Below are 20143 nucleotides of genomic sequence, written 5' to 3' on the forward strand. Positions count from 1 at the left end.
AGCTCACTTCTAGCATCGTGGTAGATGTAATCAAATTGTGTTCGTGCAATTCCGTGCACGTTTAGTAAGTTTGACTGACAAGCGCAAGTCGGTCGTCGGTCTGTCTTTCCCTAATATTGAGGTTTTTATAAATACCAAGGGAAGAAACAATTACCGCACCGAACCTACCTCCGAGTTTACAAGACAAATTTTCAAACACAAACTATCGTACATGTTTTACATTTGTTTCTTTTGTTACATCTGTTCCTTTTGTTCCAATCGTTCCGTTTACAATATTATTAAATCACTCGTTTGCTGAATAAGGACTGATCCATAACTTAATTCAAGACGAAAAAAGATGGGATTTCTGTGGAATCCCATCTTTTAGTAAATCCCCCGTTAGCTTAAGTAGAAAAGTAATAGGGTTAACTGATTCATTACTTTCGATAGTTCACTTTAGCAAATGAACTTGTTTTATTATTTCTCCAACACGCACATCTATTATTTGAAAATCGTATCGTCAAAAGGTTCCATTATAATTTCTTCATCAATTTGAGTATTTTCATTTACATATTTTGATTTGTTTGAACTTGAGTCATTCTGATCTTCCTGATTATCTTTTATAACAATTAGTACTCCTAAAAGGATTAAGAAAGATCCAATCCAAAATGTGATACTAATAGTTTCATCCAAAATTAACCAACCCAATAATGTTCCAACTACAGGTTGGAAAAAGAAGAACACACCTCCACTAGAGGCATTCAACATTTGTAGTCCACGATTCCACAATAAAAATGCAATAGCTGTAGATACTATTCCTAAATATAACAATCCTCCCCATATCGTAGGGTTTGTTATTTCGTTTATGTTTAATTTAGGTAATTTTGTGATAACAAAAGGAGTTAAAACAACAAAAGCAATTAAAGTAGCATAGGTAGTTACCACAATTTGCGAGTAATCACTTGGCAAACGTTTTATAAGCACAGACATTAATGCCCATGTTAATGCAGCTATAATAAGCGAGATTCCGCCTAGCATACTAGACTTATTAATATCATCTATTCCAACAATAATTATTACACCGAAAGTTGCTAAACTTACAGAAATAGCCTTTTTAAAAGTTAAACGTTCTTTAAGAATAAAGCTAGCAAACACAACCATAAATGCAGGAGTTGTAGCAGTTATAATAGCTCCCATTTGTGCGCTAGAAAGCATGGTACCTGTTTCTTGAGTAACAATTGAAATAGCGTATCCTACAATTGAAATTGTAATTACTAATCCCCAATGTTCCCTTTTAATTTTCCATTTTTGCTTAGTAACAACTCCAATGAATGTTAACGCAACAAGTGCGACAAGATAACGTAACCATACAAGTTCTAATGGTGGTATGATGTCCACGACTACTTTTACGACAACATACATACCTCCCCAAATACTTGAAGCTATTATTAAAAATAAAGAACCGAATATTGTATTTTTCATATTTATACCCTCCGTAATTTTAGGCTTGAAATGCCCTAACGGAGAGAAATATTATTTTTGTTCTCTCCGTTAAGATTGGAAGAGTACATTTGGTACATCGTTTTCAAATAATGGAGCAAAAAACATATAATCCACCTCACAATAAAAATATCTAAGTCTATTGTAACAAATACAAATTTAATTAACTATGTTTCTATTCAATTGTCTTTTAATTAAATAAATAGTATTCCTAGCTTTCTGTAAGGAGTGAAAATCTAAATTTTTTATAAAAAAGTTGCTCCACAATATGGCCCTATTGTTGAATAAATGTTAGATAACATTATACAACCTGCTTCGTTAGTAGAAGTAGCCAATGGGCTACTTCATCATCTGATTCAAAATATTATTTCTTACTCTAAAAATTGTCGTACTTGATACGCTCATATGCTTTCCAATTGCACGCATGCTATCCCCATCTAGCAATCTATGAAGGACTTCAACCTCTCTATCCCCTTCTACAAATGAAATACGGTTCTGCACTTCTGCAAACTTTTGCTCATACTCTTTAATACGATAATTAAGTGCATAAACTTCGGCGTTGTACTTCTGCGAACACCGAATCACTTGTACCTCCACTCGCCTTTGGTAGTGTTGCCTCGACGCCATACATAGCTGTTTTTGCTCCAATATAACTGTCGTTATCAACCTTTGTTACCGACTGCCTTGCTTCCTCAATCGTTTCAACCATCCATCGATAATTTTCAATCCAGTGAAGTAAATTCTCTTTAGTTACTATAATTTGCACTTGTTTGCCCTTTAGGTTTGCCCTCTAAACAATGTCATCCTTTTTTTACTAACTAACCTAAAAGGGTAAAACCAATTCGAGCTGTAGCGTGTGCGACGCTGCAGCTTTTTTGTTAATCTCGGACAGATTTTTTACTCACCATCGGCTCACCGACCGTTATGCTAGAAGTTTTTAAATTGACATTTTTTCATATTGTTTCTTTAATACTTAACAGTCCAGTGGACATCCGTATCTTATCCTTATATCTATCTTTATCTGTAAATTCAACAATTGTTCCTTCAACATGCAAGTTATTCAACGAAAAATTCCTTTACCCAAATTCCTATGAGATACTTTGACGAAAAAAGAAAATGGTCTATTAACCATTTTCTTTATTTATAAAACAATCTCAATGCTTACTAGACAATTGCCAAACAAGTTATATTTTCAAACCATAAATTAATAAAGTAAGGCAAGATTACTTTAGGAAGGAGGTTTGAAAATGAGCATTAACAGAAAAGCTACACACAATATGCGGAAAAAGTGCTATTCTTGTGATGATAATGAGAGCCATCATGAGAAAGATACGAATCGCTGTAAAGGTTGTGTTTGTAATCAATTAAAACGTTTACAAACTCAGACTGAAGTTGATCTTTTCTTATTTGGTGGTCAAGTAATAGAAGATGTTATTTTTATTACCTTTGATCAAAATAATTGTTGTGCATTCTTTAATGATCCAGAAACAGAACCTGGTTCAACAATTGTCGTAGACTGTCAAGATATTCAAGCTATTCGATTTGAAGCAGACTAAGCTAAGTTATAATTGTTTCCTTCCTTAAATTGTTCAGAAACCTTATTTTTCATATGAATTATTTTTAATATTTCACCCATACTAACCATGCTTTAGCAAAAAATAAGAAAAGGATGTGTAAGTATGGGTATTCTTGGTGGAAATCCAAAAGATGAACCATTGCATTATGGTGAAGTATTTAGTGTTTGGACAGGTTTAATGACAGACTACGGCATGATTGCTGGCTATCAAACGTTCTATAATCACGCAGGTGATGAAGAACTTAAAAAAATTATTGAAGATATAATTGAGCTTTGCAGAGATGAAGTAAAACAATTAGAAAAAATACTTAAAACAAATGGTATTGGTTTACCTCCTGCACCACCTGAACGACCTGTAGCAAGATTGGAAGATATCCCTGCAGGTGCTAAGTTTAATGATCCAGAAATAAGCGCAGCTCTTAGTGCTGACCTAGCTGCTGGATTAGTGGCATGCAGTCAAGCAATGGGAATGTCAATTAGAGAAGATATTGCTATGATGTATGGCCAATTCCATACAGCAAAAGCCCAAATTGGAGCTAAACTGTTACGTCTTAATAAGACAAAAGGTTGGTTAGTTCCACCGCCATTACACGTAGATTATCCAGAAAAATAATAATATCACCTGACAAACCAATCCCCAGTAAACTGGGGTTTTTCTTCATAAATGTATAGGAAATCTTAATCTGCACAAATTTTTAATGAGTGTTTCGCACGCACTTATTTGGTTGTGGCATTGGTTGACCGTCACACCTCCCTCCATTTATGCATAGAATAAAATGGACTGTTAATTGCTTGATATATCACTCAACTACTCCTCTATTTTGGCACTTCCTATGGGCACCTTTATAGGGTTTAGTTATTTTTTGGATCACTTTCTTAATTGGAGTGATTCTTTTTTATTTTTATTAATTAAAATTTAGCAATTCTGAAAGGATATATGTGTCACTATTCACACACAATTTTTCTATGGCTATAACGACCTCGCCGTTATAGCTTTTTATTATTCTTGAAATACCTTAAACAATAAAACACTCAGTTAGAATAATATTGTTGTTGGTAAAGATCAGTAACTTCATGAGTATTAATTAATAATTCCTAGTGATAATAAAACCTCTTCTGAACAGACTAATTTGAGGAGGTGAAAATCATGTCAAAAAATCGAAACAAGAACCAAACTTCTGACCAAATTAGACAAAAAATCCAGCAAGCTGAAGCTAACAAAAAACTAGCTTCAGGTCGTTTTTCAAATCAAAATTTTATGAATTCAAAGAACAACGTAGAATTTGGAACTGAGACTGATGCGAACCAAGTAAGACAACAAATTCAAAATGCTGAAACAGACTACATTCAAGGAGCTTCTGGCCCTAAAGCAAATTATGGTTTTGGAAATAACTTAAATTAATTTTTTATCCGGCAGATTTTTTCTGCCGGTTTTGATTTTCATTTCCTCCAATTTTCGCGGACCATTCCACCTTCCCATTAATTGAGTTTCTTTTGTATATTTACGTGCTTTCCTAGCCTTTTTTAGTTCATCATGAATGTATCTACATCTTATAAGGTTTTAGGGGAGTCCTAGTAAAAAACAGATATGATATTGCGTGTAGTCACAATCATTTTTGCTTTTGGTTTATTGATTGCATCATTTATATATAAATCCACTCCTTCAATTATTTTTTCTATTGTAATGTTATTGCATTTAGTTTCTCTTTATTTTTTGAAACGAAGCAAGAGGATTAATACCTTTTGCTTTTTACTCTTCTCCGCTAAATTTCTTTTTCGTTTCGTTAAAACTTACATATGAATTCGTAAACACAAGACTGCTTAACTTCTTTTAAAGTTTGGTAAACGACTTTATAAGTTAGACCTAAGATCTCCATATAAGCTCCTATACAAGAAGTTACTTTCTTTTGTAAGATAAAAGACAAAATAATAAGCCACTCAGGATAAATGGCTTGTTTAGTTATTTAAAATTCGATACACATAAACCAAAGCTTAGCCCCGATCATGGGTTCTCTTGGTCTGCCCTAACTTCAATCGTCGTTCATCATCCTAATCTGCCATCTCCACAAATTGGCGAATTGAAGAACGCAACTCCCCAATTGCTCTCGATTGAGCAGTAAGTAGTTGCGTAGCCCCTTAATCACTAAAAATGGCTTATTGTTGTATTTCCAAACTTTCATTTGGTATTTGTTAATAGATATGTTATATCGCTGTTGCGTTAAATCCTCCATCAGTTAAAAAGGAAAAATGAAGCGCATTCAACAACCGCGTCCGAAAGTTGAATCTCCTAGCTATTGTTTTTGGAAAGTCTATAGACGGAGAAAAATAGAAATGTTAATCCTAGAAACAATAGAATTCCACCTGCAATCATATTTGATATTATATATTTGGACTGAATGGAATGAAACTCAGCCGTATCCATACCAACCACAGAATCTAAATAAGCACTAGCTGCACCTGCTCCCAGATCAACACTAAACGTTAATACAAAAAAACCTACTAATGTAATAACCATAGTAAATATTAAAAAGCTATATTTCTTAATTAATTGCATCATATACCCCCTGTTCACTATTTAACAAACTGGCCAGATTATTAAAGAAGGAGCGCAATCTCTTTTCTAGAATTGAGACCTATAACGGAATAACTAATACTTTTATTACTTTATTTATTTCCAAGTACTGTTCATCATTTACTTGCTCAAACCACATTTCTGGTTTGCTTTAGTTACTTACAGTTGCTAAATGCGAAGCTCTTCAACTAACCTACTTCGTTAGTTTAAGTAGAAAAATCCTATACTCATTATAGAAGTAAGGGTCCCGTTATTCATTTAGCAGAAAGATATTTATTAAAAATTTTTAAAAATTAAATTGAAGAAACCCAAACATATTCGGTAATATAAAAATCAAAAATAGCCCTGTAAAAGAAAAGGTTACAAATCTTTTTCTATCTATACCAAGTCGTAATTCCCAGAGTCCCAGACACACTAAATACAAACCTAACAACATACTAATCATTGGTAATATTACTAAATACATATGCATTTCATATCTCCTTTTAATGATTTCGTCTTATATGTATCTCTTTGAAGAGTTTAAGTACTGTTCTTCACAATCTCAAAGTCCAATTTACTTTTTGATTTTATTCAATTAAATGGCCATCTAATGAAATCGAGCTCTAATCCTTGTGATCGCGCACGAATATTGAATTAAAATGAGTTTTCTCCTTTAACAAACGGTCTAAATACTGCATAAACAGAGCCGATAAAAAGAAGCCAAAAGACAATAGATGTTACACGTTTCTTAAACAAGTTGTTATTTTTTTTAATAAAAAGCACACGAATAATTGTATAAAGAAAAAACAGTATGTAAGAGACTGAGAACCAATTAATCCATACATTCCCCGTGTAACTAATACCAAAGTTCTCATAAAACGTTCTTAAAACATTGTCAGTTAGAATAAAACCAATTACTAAAAAAACTAAGGGTTCGAACATTATAGTAATGTACGATTTCCAAATGGACAATTTTGTTCCCTCCCTTAATTTTCATTATCTAAATTTTAACATAATTATCTAATCTGGCTTGGGAGCATCCTGCTTGAATCTTTTTACAATAAAGGTAACTTTGGATGACTTTATAATTTCCTCTCTCTCAAAAATAACAGCCAATCAAACGGAAACGTCAAGATGTGCCGTAGCGATCTTCATCTGTTCAATTAGACGGTCGCGCAATTCCTCCTCAATGGGAGCGTTGTGGCTTTTCAAGAACCGGACTATAAAGAACCCATCTGGGGCAAGCATGCTCAAAACAAGTTCATGCTGTAATCCGTTGCTGCCCTTGAATTTTGATTCAATAATTGAGTAATTCTCCTCCTTCATCAGGATATCACTATATTCCAGGGTATTTCCCTCAATATACGCATTTGTATGCTCTTCTATCGAGCCAGCCTCCATCTTTTGAAAGTAATCAAAGGTAAGCTTTTCCGATGTGCGATAGGTAAAACGCTCCGCTTCAGGATAATAGCCGATGAACTCACTATCGGTATATGTAAGATAGGTAGCTGGCTTAAAATGCTCAAGATAGATAATATCAATAAAGCGCTTCATATTGTCCAAGTACACGGCTCCGGGTGGTACAACCGCCTTTTCATTCGGTAGAAGTTTTCCTTCAAGATCCAAAAAAAGCTCACTGTATCTTGCATACTTCATAATCCATATCGTTTTACTTTCTACCTTAAGTTGGACATAGTAGCTGGATATATTGTTCGGGTTTGTCCCGTTTTCATCCTCTTTATTTATACATGTAAACATATGTTTCCGCGTATATGTAAAACTTGCCTCCTCCTCATTCATCTCCAATACTTCGAGGTTGAGAATTTCAGATGTAATATTGTAAATTTGAAAGTTCATCATGAGAGAAAAATGATTTAAAAAGGAGATATCACGATGGTCTGGATGAAACATTTTCGACAATTGTTCGATTTCCTTATTCATATAGGTATTTTCCAATTTCCGTAAAAATCCCTTGATTGTCTTTTCATTTATTTTCGGTTTTCTTTTAAAAAACATATTATGTACCTCCAGTGAATATCTCAACTATATTAAAAATAAACCTTTTTTTCCTATTATATAAAATATTGGTTTAATTTTCATAAGATTTTTAACCTATGTTTTCCCTGGAAAAAGTTTAGTATATATGCGCTTTATAATTCTTTTAAAAAAAAGTTTAAATACTATACATTAAGATTCTTTCTTTATTGCATTTCAATTTTAATATAAATACCTAAAAATAAAATCATCTCTAAGAAAAAATAACCCCGTGATTTTTATCGAGCTTTATTTTGAAAACTTAGTATGGGCAAATAAACTTCACTCACCCTTTCCCACTAAACTTCTTTCTCCCAATCCTTAAAGCTCATGAATGGTATTGGCTTACTAATTTCTTTTGATACCTATCATCCATATAGTCTTTGCCACGTCTATATTCAGGTAGTTTACCGTTTACCAAGTAAATTGAATAACACCTACACTGAATATCCATGAATGCTATGCCCCAAAGTCTAGAAGCTTTTGATTTCCACTTACCAAAGTGATAATAGCCGTCTTTATCAGCTTTTTGCCCATCTAACTTGCGATAAGACTTATGAACCCTAGTATCAAGAACAGACATCCATACTTTTGTAAGCCGAACAGTTTTACTCTTCTACAGCTAAATCGGCTTGGGATTGTACTCCGCCTCTATTAAAGGGTAGACCACCGATAATGTAAGAGTCCACTAATTGGAATCTTCTTCTACAAATTCCACTCTCAAAACCACACCAAACTCTACCCTCTTTTTCCAAAGCTTTTTGGCAGTTGGATGCAGTTTTCAAAACAAATTAAAAAGCACCTCAATGATAGATGCTTTTTAATTAAGGGGGTAACTCAGTAGCTTTTTCAAATCGTAATACAACACCCTCATTTTTTACTTTTTCAAGTTCTTCAATATATTCTTCTTTACGTTCAATGAGTCTGGAATCTAGTGAGTCTTGATAGGCTGGAAAAAGATTATAATCTACTGGTTTACCCATAAAATCACCTCAATTTCTCAAATTTTTACTCATTATAGAATATATTTATATTTTTTTACAATCCTTTTAGATATATTTGATTACATCGACTGACAAGACAATTAAACTTCAGTAATGTTTATTTTTTTCAGTTATGCTTTATTACCTACAAATTACATAATATCAGATAAAGAATAAGGCCCATCATAATGACGAAGGCTTTTTATTGTGGTAAACCTGTCGATTTAACCTCTAGGAGCGTGGGAGAGCTACGCCAAGTTATTATTGTAAGCGAATTGTGTGCTGCATTTCCGTACACGTTTAGTAAGTTTGACTGAATAAATTGGAAAGTTGAGGAAGTTCACATAAGACCCAATCCTTATTCCGTTTTTAGCCTTTTATATTCCCGGCCATGTATGTCTTGCCCCGAACAAGTCGTGGGGTGCGGGTCGGTCGTCGTTCTGTCTTTCCCTAATATTTGGGATTTTATAAAGACCTAAGTAGGGAACCTCTACAGCACCATACCTACTGGGAGTTTACAATACAAATTTTTAATCCACAAACTATCTTACATGTTTTACATTTGTTCTTTTTGTTACAGATTGAATTAATCTACCTTGTTCAAGTAGTCTGCCCTACAGCTGTTATTTTGCAAGTTGAAATTGCAAATCTAACGGTTGTTTCAGGACTTATTGGTAAAGTACCTATTACTATCCCAAGACCAGTTTGTTCCACAATAAAATCAGCTGCAATAGAACCGTTAACCGCTAATAGATTTACTGTAGAACCGATAAGTGTATCAAGTAATTGTCTAATCGGACGTTCACGACAATCACATTCGCACCCTGAGTTAACAGGTGGCAACAAGTTGATAGTAGGCCCTGGTAGTAAAAATCCTACCCCTGTAACATCAGAAATATTTACTTCAAAGGTGGTCGCACCATCTGTAACAGTAACTAAAAAATCATTCACTTCAATAATTGTGAATAAAAAAAATAGAGGAGGTACATTTGGTGCGTCTGCAACAGTGCCAAGAATTACAGTTTGCCCAACAAGCTGCTGTAAGACGGACTGAAGTGGAGAAACACAACAGTCACAAAGACACGAAGAGGCAGGGACTGAAGGACAGCAACTATTAAGTGCTGTGTACTTAACTGGCGGACAGTATCCGTTAGGTTTTATTCTAGTAATTTTCTTTTTCTTATACATAATTTCACCCCACTATTTTCTTTTAGAATATGTTTATAAGAAATATGAGATTGGATTAAAACCTATTTAGGTTTGAATAAACATGCAATGTAAGTTGAAGACACAATATTTTTAAAAAAACTAAAAAGAAGCAGCTTTTCGGCTACTTCACCATTTGAATGAATATATTGTTCTTAACCCTAAATATCGTCGTACTGGATAATTTCATATGCTTACCAATAGCACGCATACTATCCCCATCCAGCAGTCTATGAAAAACTTCAACTTCTCTATCGCCTACCACGTAAGGAATTTGTTTTGTACCTCTGCAATCTTTTGCTCATATTCTAAAATCGATAATTAAGTGCATAAACTCTGCGTTGTCCTTCTGTAAACACCTGATCACTAGTTCCACTAGCCTAATGTTGCCTCAATACCATACATAGCTGTTTTAGCCCCAATGTAACTGTGTTATCAACCTTTGCTACTGGCCTTGCTTCCTCAATCGTTTCAACCATCCATCGATAATTTTCAATCCACTGAAGTAAATTCTCTTTACTAGCTTTAACTTGACCTTGTTTGCCCAGTAGGTTTACCCTCCTACGGTGTGATATAATGATGTTGTTAGAACCGTCAACGGGCATAACCAATTCGAGCTGTAGCGTATGACGACGCTATAGTTTTTTTATGTTTCCAAAGGCAATGAACTATACAAACATAGCTAGCAAAACATATTAATAGTAAGGTAAAGCTATTTAGCCTTACACCTCCGAAACTTTTTATTAAGGGTCACTCCTATCCCAAGTGGCCCTTTTTTATTTTCAAATATCACAAAAATATATTTTTTATTGCCTATAGCTGAATGGTTTAACACCCCACTATTTCTCTACAGCTAACATATTATAAATTGTAGAAAGGAGGTGTTTATATGGGATACTATGGTGGAAATGTTGGTGGCATTGAAAACGGCGGCTATTCTGGCGGCGGTTATGGTAATGGTTCTCAATTTGCCCTAATCGTTGTTCTATTTATTCTTCTAATTATTGTCGGCGCTACTTTCTTGAAATACTAGATATTAATTTTCCGCTCTAAGGGTCGCCTCCCAATCCGGTGACCCTTTTATAGTTTCTTTCCTCATATTGTTCAATAAATAAATTAGCTTGTTTACCCTTTTTGCTGAACAATATGGAATTAAAAACCACTTTTATTTTTCTTTCATTTACTTTAATATCAATAAGGGCACCCTAAAAATAGAGATAGAGGTGCTAAAGTGTACGGTATTATTAATTTTGAAGTCTTTTTATTAACAGGGATTTTAATGAATCTAATCCCTGGTGCGGACACTATGTATATTGTTGGTAGAAGCATTTCACAAGGTAGACGAGCTGGTATTTATTCTGTGTTTGGCATTATTACTGGCTCCTTAGTTCATACGTTATTAGTTTCTTTTGGCTTATCGCTTATACTGACAAAATCTATTGTATTATTTAATACCATAAAAATAATTGGTGTTATTTATCTCGTTTATCTAGGGATTAAAATGATACTTGATAAGTCGAATATAGGTTTCGAAGCATCTTCAAATAAATTAAACTTAAGAAAAATTTATATACAGGGACTTTTAACAAGTCTAACGAATCCAAAAGTATCTTTATTTTTTATTGCGTTTCTTCCACAATTTATAGATGTTAAGGCATCTGGACATATTCCTTTTTTAATTTTAGGACTTACTTTTACTGCAACTGGACTACTTTGGTGTTTATTTGTTGCTTATTTCTCCTCGTACGTTACGAATAAACTAAGAGGAAACCAAAAGTTAGGAATAATCCTGAATAGGTTAACAGGAATGATATTTATTTGTATGGGGTTAAAGCTGCTTCAAACGAAAGCTCCCCAATAAACTTGTAAGATAGAACAGTGCCCCCTAATGAACAGTCACTTCAAATGTGAAGGGGCTGTTTCTTATTTTTACTGCATATTTTTTAATTATTTAATAACCACAACAGCCCTATGTAGCTAGTTGTACATTTTATTTGCCCCAATTAGCGATTGTTGTACATATCCACGCTCAATAATGTGAGGATTTAGCCACAGGCTTTCGTATTTCTCTTTTGCAGCTTCGGTTGTGGCCATTTTCAAAATCCTTTGCCAACCTTGTAAAATATCGAGGTCAGTAATAGTGTTTCGTATTGTTCATTTGTCATTTTATAGCATAGTGACTTATGTACGTCTACCGAATCACTTAAAATAGATTTTTAAATTAAATGGATTGTTCTTCATCATGTCCTCCTTGCCCAATTTAGCGATGGAATCCTAAACTGTTCGATAGTATTTGTTTCCGTTCTTTATAGCTCCTGCGAGAAAAAAGACAAACCAAAAAGCCACTCAGAATGAATGGCTTGTTTAAATATTTATTAAGTTTTTATACAAAGTTTTTTCATAGATTTGCGTTATTGATATGCATTTTCGGTCAGTTGAATCATGAATCCGTTTTATTCTCAATTTCCAATCTTTTTTGTTCCAAAGCTACTTTTTCTCGTTCTAACTTGATTTGTTCAAGTTTTATATCATTTTTCTTTTTCATTTCATATATAGCACCTGCAATAAGTGCGACAAATAAAATAGCCATCAATGAAAAATAATCCATTTGCACTTAATCCCCCTCTCTACTCATCTATATTAAACGCTCATAAAGAGCCGCATATGCAACACAATAATTTTCAATTATTGCTCCTATGAATTATATAACGCAACCCGGTTTTCCCTATTCCGATACAATAGATGCTAATGTAAATTCTTGTCCTTATCAGTCCATAATACTTTGTATAAAAATGCGAGCTCAGCTTCTTCAATGCCTGCAGGCAATTCGCCATTTTTGCTTCTGACAGAACGCAGCTCGTTTTTTGTAGTGCCTAGCCATGCCACCAAATAAACAGGTTTGTTTTTCGTTAACGTAACATTTTCGCTTATTAAATTACTAAAAGAAGAAGACGTCATACCACTTGAATAAGTTTTCGAAGCAATTCCAGAAGGAATACCAGATAATAATTTTAAGGGACGATTAGAATCACTTACTCCAAATGAAATAAAGCTATCTTGATAGTTTTTTTCGATGGCACCCCAGCTCTTTAGCAATTCCTCTTTCAACTTACCTTTTTTATATACTTCTACTGAAAATTGCAAATCATCTTCTTCTGGTAATATACCATTTAGTTTAAAAAATTTAATATTCTCTACCCCTGTTTTGCTAATTAGCAGACTTTCTTTTTCACTCATGTTATATGACTCAATAGTTAACTTTGCATTTAAGGACGTTTTATCTTTTTCTACACCCGCACACCCTGATAACAATAAGATAAGAATTACAATTGAGCAGTAACGTATAAAGCCTTGCATTTTTAATCCTCCAGTCAATTTTTCAGGAAATATTTCATATTACTCCTATATTCGAAATGAATTACTAAATAGCACTCTAAAAAACTAACATGCCTCGTCAGTTAAAGTAAGTTTTAATACAGAAACACATTAACATAATTATCCTTTTAACAGGTTCATAAGACCCTCCAAATTATTCACTTATCCTTATTAGGTAATGAAAACTAAAGCTGATCTTTATTACAGTATCGTGCCATGTTGATATAACAACCTTCGTGACTTTTTGGTATACGTCCAAATATTGATTTCGGATTTTTATATTACATTTTGTTGTATAAATTTCTAGTTCATTTTTCAAAATTCAGATTTATTTTTGTGTAAAGAATCTGTTGTTTTAATGGAAAATGGTTATTTGACAACAGCTGTAATAACAATTTTCTTGCTTGCTCATGGATTTTACATTCCTGAAAGAAATGATTGTAGTTTGCGATCCGGTCTTCAAGAAATTCATATTGATTATAGTATTCAAAAAAAGACTTATATAGCATGTCAATTTGTCCTTCTGGAATTTGATTTGTCTTTCCTTTTAAAACATAACTTAATGTTCCTGCTATGTTCGAACAGTAGAATCGAAAATCCTCATAGAAATCCACTTCATCCTCATCGGATAAATTCAAAAATTCTGTTCGAAAATCTTCACTTATTTTTTTAATTTCTTCAGTGGGAAATGGCTTTCTTAATTCATCCTCAATTTCAGTTAATTGTTTTAAAATAGTGTTCATACTTTCTCCCTTATTTGTGTGTCCGTTATCTATTTTATCAAGTTTGTTTAGTAGGCTAGCACAAACCCTTCCAAAGCATGGTGTGGTAACGATTATTGCTTAATGATTGTTAATCAGGATAAACGCTTATGGATTTCTGCTCAAAGTAAAATTAGTTTTTGTTTTCATAAAGAATCGCTTGTTTAGTTATATATAAGGTTTAATTAAATTAATGCTTGAAGTTAAAAATGAGTACTATGAGGCTTAGATAAAAAAGTTTTATCTATAAGATGATTCTTATTGAACTAAAGCTACCGCTGATTAATTAAAAAAAGGTTATAGAAAAATTTTCGTAGTATGATAGGCTATGATGATTATTATTGGAAACCACACAGAGAAGACGAAATGGATATAATATACTCTCGAATCTTTATCAACTCTTTTTGCCATATATCCTCTAAATCCAAGTAATACAAATAAATATAGTGAAGACCACAAATAAATAGGGATTGGATTAAATGTTCGATAGATATTTTTTTCAAGAACAGTAATATTCGACATAAATAGACCAATAACAAATATAATAAACATTAAATTTTCTATTAAAGTTTGATTTTTAGTGAACCTTTTATTATATTTAAGTTCCTTTGCAAGATTAAATTTCCATCTCACCAATTTTTCGAGAATTAAAGAACAAATTATTAAAAGAAAATAGATGGTGATTGCGACCCAAAACATGGCTTTCTCCCTCCATACAAACTATTTTCTTTTATTTTAACATTGAACATACAAAAATTGTAAAATATTACCTAAAACTTTTTTGCTAACCCTTCCCTCAGTTCAAGTGTAATGCTCCATTATCTCAATTTCCTTATGCAGAATCGCGCCCGATTGTTGAGATCGTTATATAACTATAGCAGCCGTTAGCTTAAGTACACTTTTTCACACTTGGTCCTTATATATGTTGACATTGCTAATATTATTAATAGAACACTGGTAAAAAAGGTGGATAAAACACCATTTAATTAATGTTCATAAAAAAAGTCACAAACGTTGATTTAACAATATTCGTGACTTTTGGGTGAATGTCCAAACTAACGTAATTAAGTTTATTTATGTATACGTTATAAATCCTAGCCCCCGTTTGTTTATGTATATTTTTTCACAACCTTATAAGCAACTGTACTTTTAAGGTTGTTTGTATCCTTTAAGAACTTCTCCGTTGGTATTTCTCAATTTTTATTGTTATATTTTCTTCGCTCATTGCTACGTTTTCTGTTTCAAAAACATTCTTAATAGAATCTTCAACTATTTGTTGAATCATCGTATCATCAACTTTTGCATCCATCGGGATACCTACAGATACATCAATAATTCCTTTAGCAGGATTACCGCCTAACATTATTGTTATTGAATTTCTATCAAGTTCCGTTTGTTCTGTAATAGATACTATTATTTTATCTCCCAAATTTGATAATAAATTTGATTCTTCTGATGATAGATTTGCATCATTTTCCTCGTTTTTAGAAGCATCTATTACTGTCACTTCCGGCTCTTCATTACAGCCAACTAACAAAATTGAACTAAATAAAATTCCTGAGATTATAGCTACTTTTTTAAACACCTCTTTATCCCCTTTCAAAAATAAATTACATATAATACATTAATTCTCCACTCCTAAGAGAAACGAAATCAATTGGTAGAAGTTTCCTGAATGTACTGAAATATTTTTATATTAAACTGCGTCATTAGGTGAAGTATAATCTTCCAAAGTAGTTTTGGGGCTTTTCTTTGCCTACCGTTGTAAATCCTCATAAATCGGACTAAACCACTTTAGTTTAAGTAAAATCCCCCATCAGATAAACATAAATATCTCCATAGGGCACGATTTAGGGCACGATTACTGTGCAAAATTCACTCTCTGTTGTTAGCAATATGATATAGTCAACGGCTTTACGCTCACAGACAAGCTGTAGTATACTTCGAATAATTTCATATACCAATAATGTTTTAGGATTAAAAAGCCAATTGGGAATGGTACTAAAAGATGTGGCATACTAAAAAGGAGGTATAGGCATGACAGAAAAAGAATACTTAGAATTCAAAAGCATCATTGCAATGGGTGAAGAACTTAATTTTTATTATAATAACGATGAATATTGGATAAGCCATAATCATGGCAAATCTTATCTATCAAGAACCCGAGATCAATATTCTCAAGAATTCAGTGGATATGAAGAGCTCTTTGAAAATGCAACAATAGAAGGCATAAAATTTTCTGAAATATATTTAAAGTTAATATGGTAAAAATATACTTTTTTGCGATCAAACAAGCCACTCAAAGTGAATGACTTGATACGTTTGATTTTTTGTTGCTCTACATTTGTTAGTTTAAAGTAGAAGCACTGCAGTTTTAGCCATACGCATTCACCACAACTAAAGCGTCTCATCCAATTTCTGAATCTGTGAGTGGGCAACTAAATATATATTGCCTAAAATGTCGATTTTGTCTCCCTTGACACGTATAGCACATTCTTTGTTCGACGCATAAATATTCATTTCTTCCGAAAAGGGAGACAGCTCGTCTTGAATCAATTCGATGTTATTTTCAAGATCAAAGTGAGACAGGACAGAAAAGTCGCCAAGGCCAATTCCATCGTAAAAAGAGCTTTTTTCAACTTTATAGCCAAAGTTTTTCGAACATAACCATTTAGCGGACATGTTAATTGCACCAGCGCTTGCTCCCATAACAACGGCTCTGCTTTCTTTAATCAAGGCTGACAATTCATAATCCATCAGAAACCCATTTTGTTTAAGAGTATCTCCACCCAACAAGAAAATGACTGAAGCATTTTGAATTATGGTTTGAGCATCTTCCTTATGTACGTCATAATTTATTAAATGATATTCATCAAACAAAATGCCTGCCTGGTCAAGCCATGAGCGTTCAGCAGCACCATCTTGTTCATAAAAAAAAGGATTCGAGCTAATCATAGCTAGGGATCTTCTATCAGTTATATCCCTCTGTAACACCTTGCCCAATTTGTCGGGAAAAGTATGGTTAAACCAGCCTAAATAATAGTGAGTTTTCATATATACCCCCTGGGTTTAATCACCACTTCTCATTATGTTTATGATTCTTAAAATGAATATACTCTGTATTTTTCATTCTCTTCCAGCTACTAATAGCATTCAAAATAACTATAAAGATTACAAATAAAACTGAACCTACCATGTAATAACCTAAGAAAAAAGTAACAAATGCCGCAACCAATAGTGCTATTATTAAAACTATGAATAAGATTTCTAATTTCCCCTTTTTCTTTTCATTCATATACTCAACCTCCTATTAAATGATTTTTCGTGTCTTTCAACATACTAATATGGTTTATTTTACCTCATTTTAAAGTATTACACAAAAATCCGAACATAAATACACAACAAATATGATCACCTCTAAGAAAACTATTTTCCCTAAATTATTTTCTTCAATCCCATGAAAGGCACAGTTACGCTTGGTGGCTTTACCTATTTGAATGCTTTATGGAAATCTTGTTTATAAGTAAATCCTAAATCATACATGTAAGCATCAATACGAGTAGTAAGTTTCTTTTGATACATATCATCCATGTAATTTCTACCTTGTCGAAACTTTGGTCACTTACCATTCACCATGTAAATTTGATGACAATGGCACTAACTATCCATTGAAGCAGTTTCCCAAATCATTGGGCTTTTCTATTACCAACAAAACAAGCAACCCTGCCATGGAGCCGCCTACAAATGTATCTGATTTCATTGGACAGCTTCCTTTTTGCATAATATAAGCCCTTCACAGATGATTGTAAAAGGCTTAAAATCTATGGTATTTTTCTAATTACTTTTACTTATTTTGAAACGATCAAGCATTTAAGTCTGTTATTGAAGGGATAATAATTTCCTTAACACATGAAACTGGTGATAAATTAATCACACATTGCACAATAGATACAATATCTTGTACAGGTATACGTGTACCTTCATATTGGTCTATTGCCTTTTCTGCACCTTCTTCATAGGGTACTTCGGCAGCTAGCTCCCCTGGATTAATACAAGTGACAGGAATTTTATCTTCTCTCAAATGTTCACGTAGAGCATTTGTAATGCCTCGTAAGCCGAATTTAGAAGCAGCAAATGAAACTTGTGAACTGTTTGTGTGATCTAAGCCTGCAGTTGAACCAATTAAAATGATTTTTCCATTTTTAGCTTGTCTTAAGTTCGGTAGAAGCGCCTGAATATATGTAATGGTAGAAGTTAGATTTATATTAATCAAGTTGGAAATATCTTCGATTTCATCCTTGTCAAATGTATAGTCATCCTCGAAACCATGCTTTTCCCATACTCCAACATTATAAATTAATACATCTATTGCAATGTCATTTAATGTTTCCTTTAAAGAAGAGATTTGTTGTTGACTTGATAAATCTATTGAGAGCCATTTGCGATTTACACCATCATTTATATCCAAACTTTCTGGTCGTGATCTTGACACCATCCACACTGTATCTCCCTCTGTGGGTAGACCTTTTACAAAGGCGTCGCCAAGCCCTTGACTCGCGCCAAAAATAATAAAGTTTTTACTCATCCAATCATCCTCTCCATTAACTACCATTTTGATTATTAAAGAAAGTAAACAACATAACAATCACATCTATTATATTTACAACATTATTATTTCACTTCATTCTTTTGACTGAAATTCATAACTTTTGCTTTAGTTTTATTATCTATTTCTTGTTCAAGTTTGCTATACACCACTTGGGGTGCAGATGTTGTAAAAATGGCTCTGTTTGATTACCAACGAAGTTAGTCACGATTAGCATGCTTTAGTACCGACTCATGAATTTCATACATCCTTTCAACTAAAAGAAAAAGCATCCTCAAAAGAGGATGCTTTATTGTAGCTTTCAAATAAAGTTCGGTAGTGACCCCTATAACGTAGCGTGAGAATTCACATCTTTTTATTAAGTAAGGGTAAGCTTATTAAAAGCATAACAATTCCTAGTATTAAAAAATATAGTGGCATCGCTAAGACAGTTCCATTATGGAAAATACTCATACCATAGATAATAGCGCTGACCAGTAAATAATAACCTAAGCTAAATATCGCACTGGCAGAACCAATAACGTCTTGAAAGTCAACGAGCGCTAAGCTTAAACAGTTTGGTAAAGCGCTACCTGTACCAAATAAAATAATGAACACACTAACAATCATAGTGGGCATTTGTAATGCAATCGGAAAAAAATGCACCGATGTAGCGAGCAATGTACCGATGAGCATAATGAATAACCCTTGTACGATAATCTTCTCAGGTTTTGTGTGGCTAACAAGTCGTTTAGATAGCATCGCACCTGCAATTGAAGCGAGCGCAACGATAATACCTAAAAAACCATACACCGCACTTGTTAATGTAAAGTATTGCGTAAAAATAAATGGTGCTTCGGTATAGTAGCTAAATAATACACCGTTAATACCGCCAATTAATACGCCGTAGCGCCATAGACGCGCATTTGTAATCATGCGTTTCACTATAGGTAGTATAGGCTTCATTTCGATTGTTGTTAGCACTGTTTCAGGTAAGCGTATATACGCATAGCAAAATACAATAATGCTCATAGCAACTAACACTAAAAATACGATTTTAAAGCCAAAATAATAATCGGTAAAACCACCGATTAATGGGCCAAGGGCAGGTGTGAAGGCAAGGGCAGCTGAAATTTGAGCAAACAATTTATGACGCTCAACACCAGAAAAACTTTCTCGTAAAATCGTTTGTGTCACGACAGAGCCAACACTTGCACCAAACGCTTGAATAAAGCGCGCGACTAATAAAACTGCCATTTCATTTGCTACTAAACAAAGTACGTTACCAACAAAATATAAAAACAGCCCATAAAGCATTGCCTTCCGACGACCGATTTTATCGGATAGACGTCCAAAGAAAAATACTCCGAAGGCAAAAGCGATAAAGTACACACTCATCGTAAGCTGTGCATCACTCATAGAAGTTTCATACACTTCTGCAATAGAAGGTAATGATGGGCTAAAAATAGTTTCGCTAATTTGTGGGAAGCCTACTAATACAATCAATAGTAATAAGCTAGGTGTTTTGTTTCCGATGTTTTTCTTCAAAATAATCCTCTCCTAGATAATTATAGGTTTGAAAGAAAAACA

21 protein-coding genes and 1 pseudogene are annotated in these 20143 nt (G+C 33.4%); 6 read left to right on the plus strand and 16 right to left on the minus strand.

Annotation, left to right across the window (positions count from 1 at the left end; genetic code table 11):
* Positions 1–480 precede the first annotated feature (480 nt).
* The 3 genes from ACIP9C_RS15760 to ACIP9C_RS15770 all read right to left on the minus strand — a co-directional run bounded on the left by ACIP9C_RS15760 (position 481) and on the right by ACIP9C_RS15770 (position 2245).
* Positions 481–1461, minus strand: coding sequence for a DMT family transporter (locus tag ACIP9C_RS15760; RefSeq protein ID WP_401012123.1), 981 nt, complete (start codon positions 1459–1461; stop codon positions 481–483).
* Between the two features lie 357 nt (positions 1462–1818).
* Positions 1819–2064 (minus strand): LuxR C-terminal-related transcriptional regulator, encoded by a 246-nt coding sequence (locus ACIP9C_RS15765; protein ID WP_401012125.1) that lies wholly within the window; start codon positions 2062–2064, stop codon positions 1819–1821.
* A complete protein-coding gene (locus ACIP9C_RS15770; protein WP_401012127.1) occupies positions 2018–2245 on the minus strand; it encodes a hypothetical protein in 228 nt (75 codons plus the stop codon). The genes ACIP9C_RS15765 and ACIP9C_RS15770 overlap by 47 nt, the downstream gene beginning before the upstream one ends.
* A 481-nt stretch (positions 2246–2726) precedes the next feature.
* Between ACIP9C_RS15770 and ACIP9C_RS15775 the strand changes: the two genes are divergently transcribed.
* The 3 genes from ACIP9C_RS15775 (at position 2727) to ACIP9C_RS15785 (ending at position 4457) form a co-directional block, all read left to right on the plus strand.
* Positions 2727–3035: a hydrolase gene (locus tag ACIP9C_RS15775; RefSeq protein WP_401012129.1), complete on the plus strand. Its 309-nt coding sequence runs from the start codon at positions 2727–2729 to the stop codon at positions 3033–3035.
* 123 nt (positions 3036–3158) lie between these two features.
* Positions 3159–3668 (plus strand): DUF3231 family protein, encoded by a 510-nt coding sequence (locus ACIP9C_RS15780; protein ID WP_401012131.1) that lies wholly within the window; start codon positions 3159–3161, stop codon positions 3666–3668.
* A 534-nt stretch (positions 3669–4202) separates the two neighbouring features.
* Complete coding sequence (locus ACIP9C_RS15785) at positions 4203–4457, plus strand: hypothetical protein (protein WP_401012132.1); 255 nt, start codon at positions 4203–4205, stop codon at positions 4455–4457.
* Between the two features lie 885 nt (positions 4458–5342).
* On the opposite strand, the gene ACIP9C_RS15790 is transcribed toward ACIP9C_RS15785, so the two are convergent.
* From ACIP9C_RS15790 to ACIP9C_RS15805, 4 genes and pseudogenes are all read right to left on the minus strand, one after another.
* Complete coding sequence (locus ACIP9C_RS15790; RefSeq protein WP_401012134.1) at positions 5343–5609, minus strand: hypothetical protein; 267 nt, start codon at positions 5607–5609, stop codon at positions 5343–5345.
* 1116 nt (positions 5610–6725) lie between these two features.
* Positions 6726–7625 carry a hypothetical protein gene (locus ACIP9C_RS15795; RefSeq protein WP_401012136.1) on the minus strand — a complete coding sequence of 300 codons (900 nt, stop codon included), beginning with the start codon at positions 7623–7625 and terminating at the stop codon, positions 6726–6728.
* Between the two features lie 842 nt (positions 7626–8467).
* Positions 8468–8626, minus strand: a complete 159-nt coding sequence (locus ACIP9C_RS15800; protein ID WP_401012138.1) for a hypothetical protein — start codon at positions 8624–8626, stop codon at positions 8468–8470.
* Between the two features lie 600 nt (positions 8627–9226).
* Positions 9227–9712 (minus strand): annotated as a pseudogene (locus tag ACIP9C_RS15805) (hypothetical protein); the annotation flags it as partial.
* 1009 nt (positions 9713–10721) lie between these two features.
* Here ACIP9C_RS15805 and ACIP9C_RS15810 point away from each other — a divergent pair.
* Positions 10722–10865: a YjcZ family sporulation protein gene (locus tag ACIP9C_RS15810; protein ID WP_401012140.1), complete on the plus strand. Its 144-nt coding sequence runs from the start codon at positions 10722–10724 to the stop codon at positions 10863–10865.
* A 198-nt stretch (positions 10866–11063) separates the two neighbouring features.
* Positions 11064–11693 carry a LysE family translocator gene (locus ACIP9C_RS15815; RefSeq protein WP_401012142.1) on the plus strand — a complete coding sequence of 210 codons (630 nt, stop codon included), beginning with the start codon at positions 11064–11066 and terminating at the stop codon, positions 11691–11693.
* Positions 11694–12272: 579 nt separating this feature from the next.
* On the opposite strand, the gene ACIP9C_RS15820 is transcribed toward ACIP9C_RS15815, so the two are convergent.
* The 5 genes from ACIP9C_RS15820 to ACIP9C_RS15840 all read right to left on the minus strand — a co-directional run bounded on the left by ACIP9C_RS15820 (position 12273) and on the right by ACIP9C_RS15840 (position 15553).
* Positions 12273–12440, minus strand: coding sequence for a hypothetical protein (locus tag ACIP9C_RS15820; RefSeq protein ID WP_401012143.1), 168 nt, complete (start codon positions 12438–12440; stop codon positions 12273–12275).
* Between the two features lie 137 nt (positions 12441–12577).
* Entirely contained in the window at positions 12578–13189 is a 612-nt protein-coding gene (locus tag ACIP9C_RS15825) for a hypothetical protein (protein ID WP_401012145.1), read from the minus strand.
* A 326-nt stretch (positions 13190–13515) separates the two neighbouring features.
* Positions 13516–13950: a YxiJ family protein gene (locus tag ACIP9C_RS15830; protein WP_401012147.1), complete on the minus strand. Its 435-nt coding sequence runs from the start codon at positions 13948–13950 to the stop codon at positions 13516–13518.
* 315 nt (positions 13951–14265) lie between these two features.
* Entirely contained in the window at positions 14266–14667 is a 402-nt protein-coding gene (locus ACIP9C_RS15835) for a DUF4181 domain-containing protein (protein ID WP_401012149.1), read from the minus strand.
* Positions 14668–15136: 469 nt separating this feature from the next.
* Positions 15137–15553 (minus strand): topoisomerase, encoded by a 417-nt coding sequence (locus ACIP9C_RS15840; RefSeq protein WP_401012151.1) that lies wholly within the window; start codon positions 15551–15553, stop codon positions 15137–15139.
* Positions 15554–16005: 452 nt separating this feature from the next.
* On the opposite strand from ACIP9C_RS15840, the gene ACIP9C_RS15845 reads away from it, so the two are divergent.
* Complete coding sequence (locus ACIP9C_RS15845) at positions 16006–16236, plus strand: hypothetical protein (RefSeq protein WP_401012152.1); 231 nt, start codon at positions 16006–16008, stop codon at positions 16234–16236.
* Between the two features lie 129 nt (positions 16237–16365).
* Here ACIP9C_RS15845 and ACIP9C_RS15850 read toward each other — a convergent pair whose 3' ends face one another.
* The 4 genes from ACIP9C_RS15850 to ACIP9C_RS15865 form a co-directional block, all read right to left on the minus strand.
* Complete coding sequence (locus ACIP9C_RS15850) at positions 16366–17022, minus strand: Type 1 glutamine amidotransferase-like domain-containing protein (RefSeq protein ID WP_401012154.1); 657 nt, start codon at positions 17020–17022, stop codon at positions 16366–16368.
* Positions 17023–17041: 19 nt separating this feature from the next.
* Positions 17042–17263 (minus strand): hypothetical protein, encoded by a 222-nt coding sequence (locus tag ACIP9C_RS15855; protein WP_401012156.1) that lies wholly within the window; start codon positions 17261–17263, stop codon positions 17042–17044.
* 567 nt (positions 17264–17830) lie between these two features.
* The gene (locus tag ACIP9C_RS15860) at positions 17831–18553 is read right to left on the minus strand and encodes an SDR family NAD(P)-dependent oxidoreductase (RefSeq protein ID WP_401012157.1); all 723 of its coding nucleotides are present in this window, start codon (positions 18551–18553) and stop codon (positions 17831–17833) included.
* A 366-nt stretch (positions 18554–18919) separates the two neighbouring features.
* On the minus strand, positions 18920–20101 hold the full coding sequence (locus ACIP9C_RS15865) for a multidrug effflux MFS transporter (protein ID WP_401012158.1): 1182 nt from the start codon (positions 20099–20101) through the stop codon (positions 18920–18922).
* Positions 20102–20143 lie beyond the last annotated feature (42 nt).

This window comes from Lysinibacillus sp. NPDC093210 (genome assembly GCF_044753985.1).
Lineage (GTDB): Bacteria > Bacillota > Bacilli > Bacillales_A > Planococcaceae > Lysinibacillus.

What these genes read in the sequence shown, in the direction of transcription:
- ACIP9C_RS15845 (WP_401012152.1), top strand. Translation starts at nt 16,006, where the DNA reads ATGACAGAAAAAGAATACTTAGAATTCAAAAGCATCATTGCAATGGGT.
- ACIP9C_RS15825 (WP_401012145.1), bottom strand. Translation starts at nt 13,189, where the DNA reads ATGCAAGGCTTTATACGTTACTGCTCAATTGTAATTCTTATCTTATTG.
- ACIP9C_RS15760 (WP_401012123.1), bottom strand. Translation starts at nt 1,461, where the DNA reads ATGAAAAATACAATATTCGGTTCTTTATTTTTAATAATAGCTTCAAGT.
- ACIP9C_RS15775 (WP_401012129.1), top strand. Translation starts at nt 2,727, where the DNA reads ATGAGCATTAACAGAAAAGCTACACACAATATGCGGAAAAAGTGCTAT.
- ACIP9C_RS15795 (WP_401012136.1), bottom strand. Translation starts at nt 7,625, where the DNA reads ATGTTTTTTAAAAGAAAACCGAAAATAAATGAAAAGACAATCAAGGGA.
- ACIP9C_RS15835 (WP_401012149.1), bottom strand. Translation starts at nt 14,667, where the DNA reads ATGTTTTGGGTCGCAATCACCATCTATTTTCTTTTAATAATTTGTTCT.
- ACIP9C_RS15785 (WP_401012132.1), top strand. Translation starts at nt 4,203, where the DNA reads ATGTCAAAAAATCGAAACAAGAACCAAACTTCTGACCAAATTAGACAA.
- ACIP9C_RS15800 (WP_401012138.1), bottom strand. Translation starts at nt 8,626, where the DNA reads ATGGGTAAACCAGTAGATTATAATCTTTTTCCAGCCTATCAAGACTCA.
- ACIP9C_RS15790 (WP_401012134.1), bottom strand. Translation starts at nt 5,609, where the DNA reads ATGCAATTAATTAAGAAATATAGCTTTTTAATATTTACTATGGTTATT.
- ACIP9C_RS15830 (WP_401012147.1), bottom strand. Translation starts at nt 13,950, where the DNA reads ATGAACACTATTTTAAAACAATTAACTGAAATTGAGGATGAATTAAGA.
- ACIP9C_RS15860 (WP_401012157.1), bottom strand. Translation starts at nt 18,553, where the DNA reads ATGAGTAAAAACTTTATTATTTTTGGCGCGAGTCAAGGGCTTGGCGAC.
- ACIP9C_RS15810 (WP_401012140.1), top strand. Translation starts at nt 10,722, where the DNA reads ATGGGATACTATGGTGGAAATGTTGGTGGCATTGAAAACGGCGGCTAT.
- ACIP9C_RS15820 (WP_401012143.1), bottom strand. Translation starts at nt 12,440, where the DNA reads ATGGATTATTTTTCATTGATGGCTATTTTATTTGTCGCACTTATTGCA.
- ACIP9C_RS15780 (WP_401012131.1), top strand. Translation starts at nt 3,159, where the DNA reads ATGGGTATTCTTGGTGGAAATCCAAAAGATGAACCATTGCATTATGGT.
- ACIP9C_RS15850 (WP_401012154.1), bottom strand. Translation starts at nt 17,022, where the DNA reads ATGAAAACTCACTATTATTTAGGCTGGTTTAACCATACTTTTCCCGAC.
- ACIP9C_RS15855 (WP_401012156.1), bottom strand. Translation starts at nt 17,263, where the DNA reads ATGAATGAAAAGAAAAAGGGGAAATTAGAAATCTTATTCATAGTTTTA.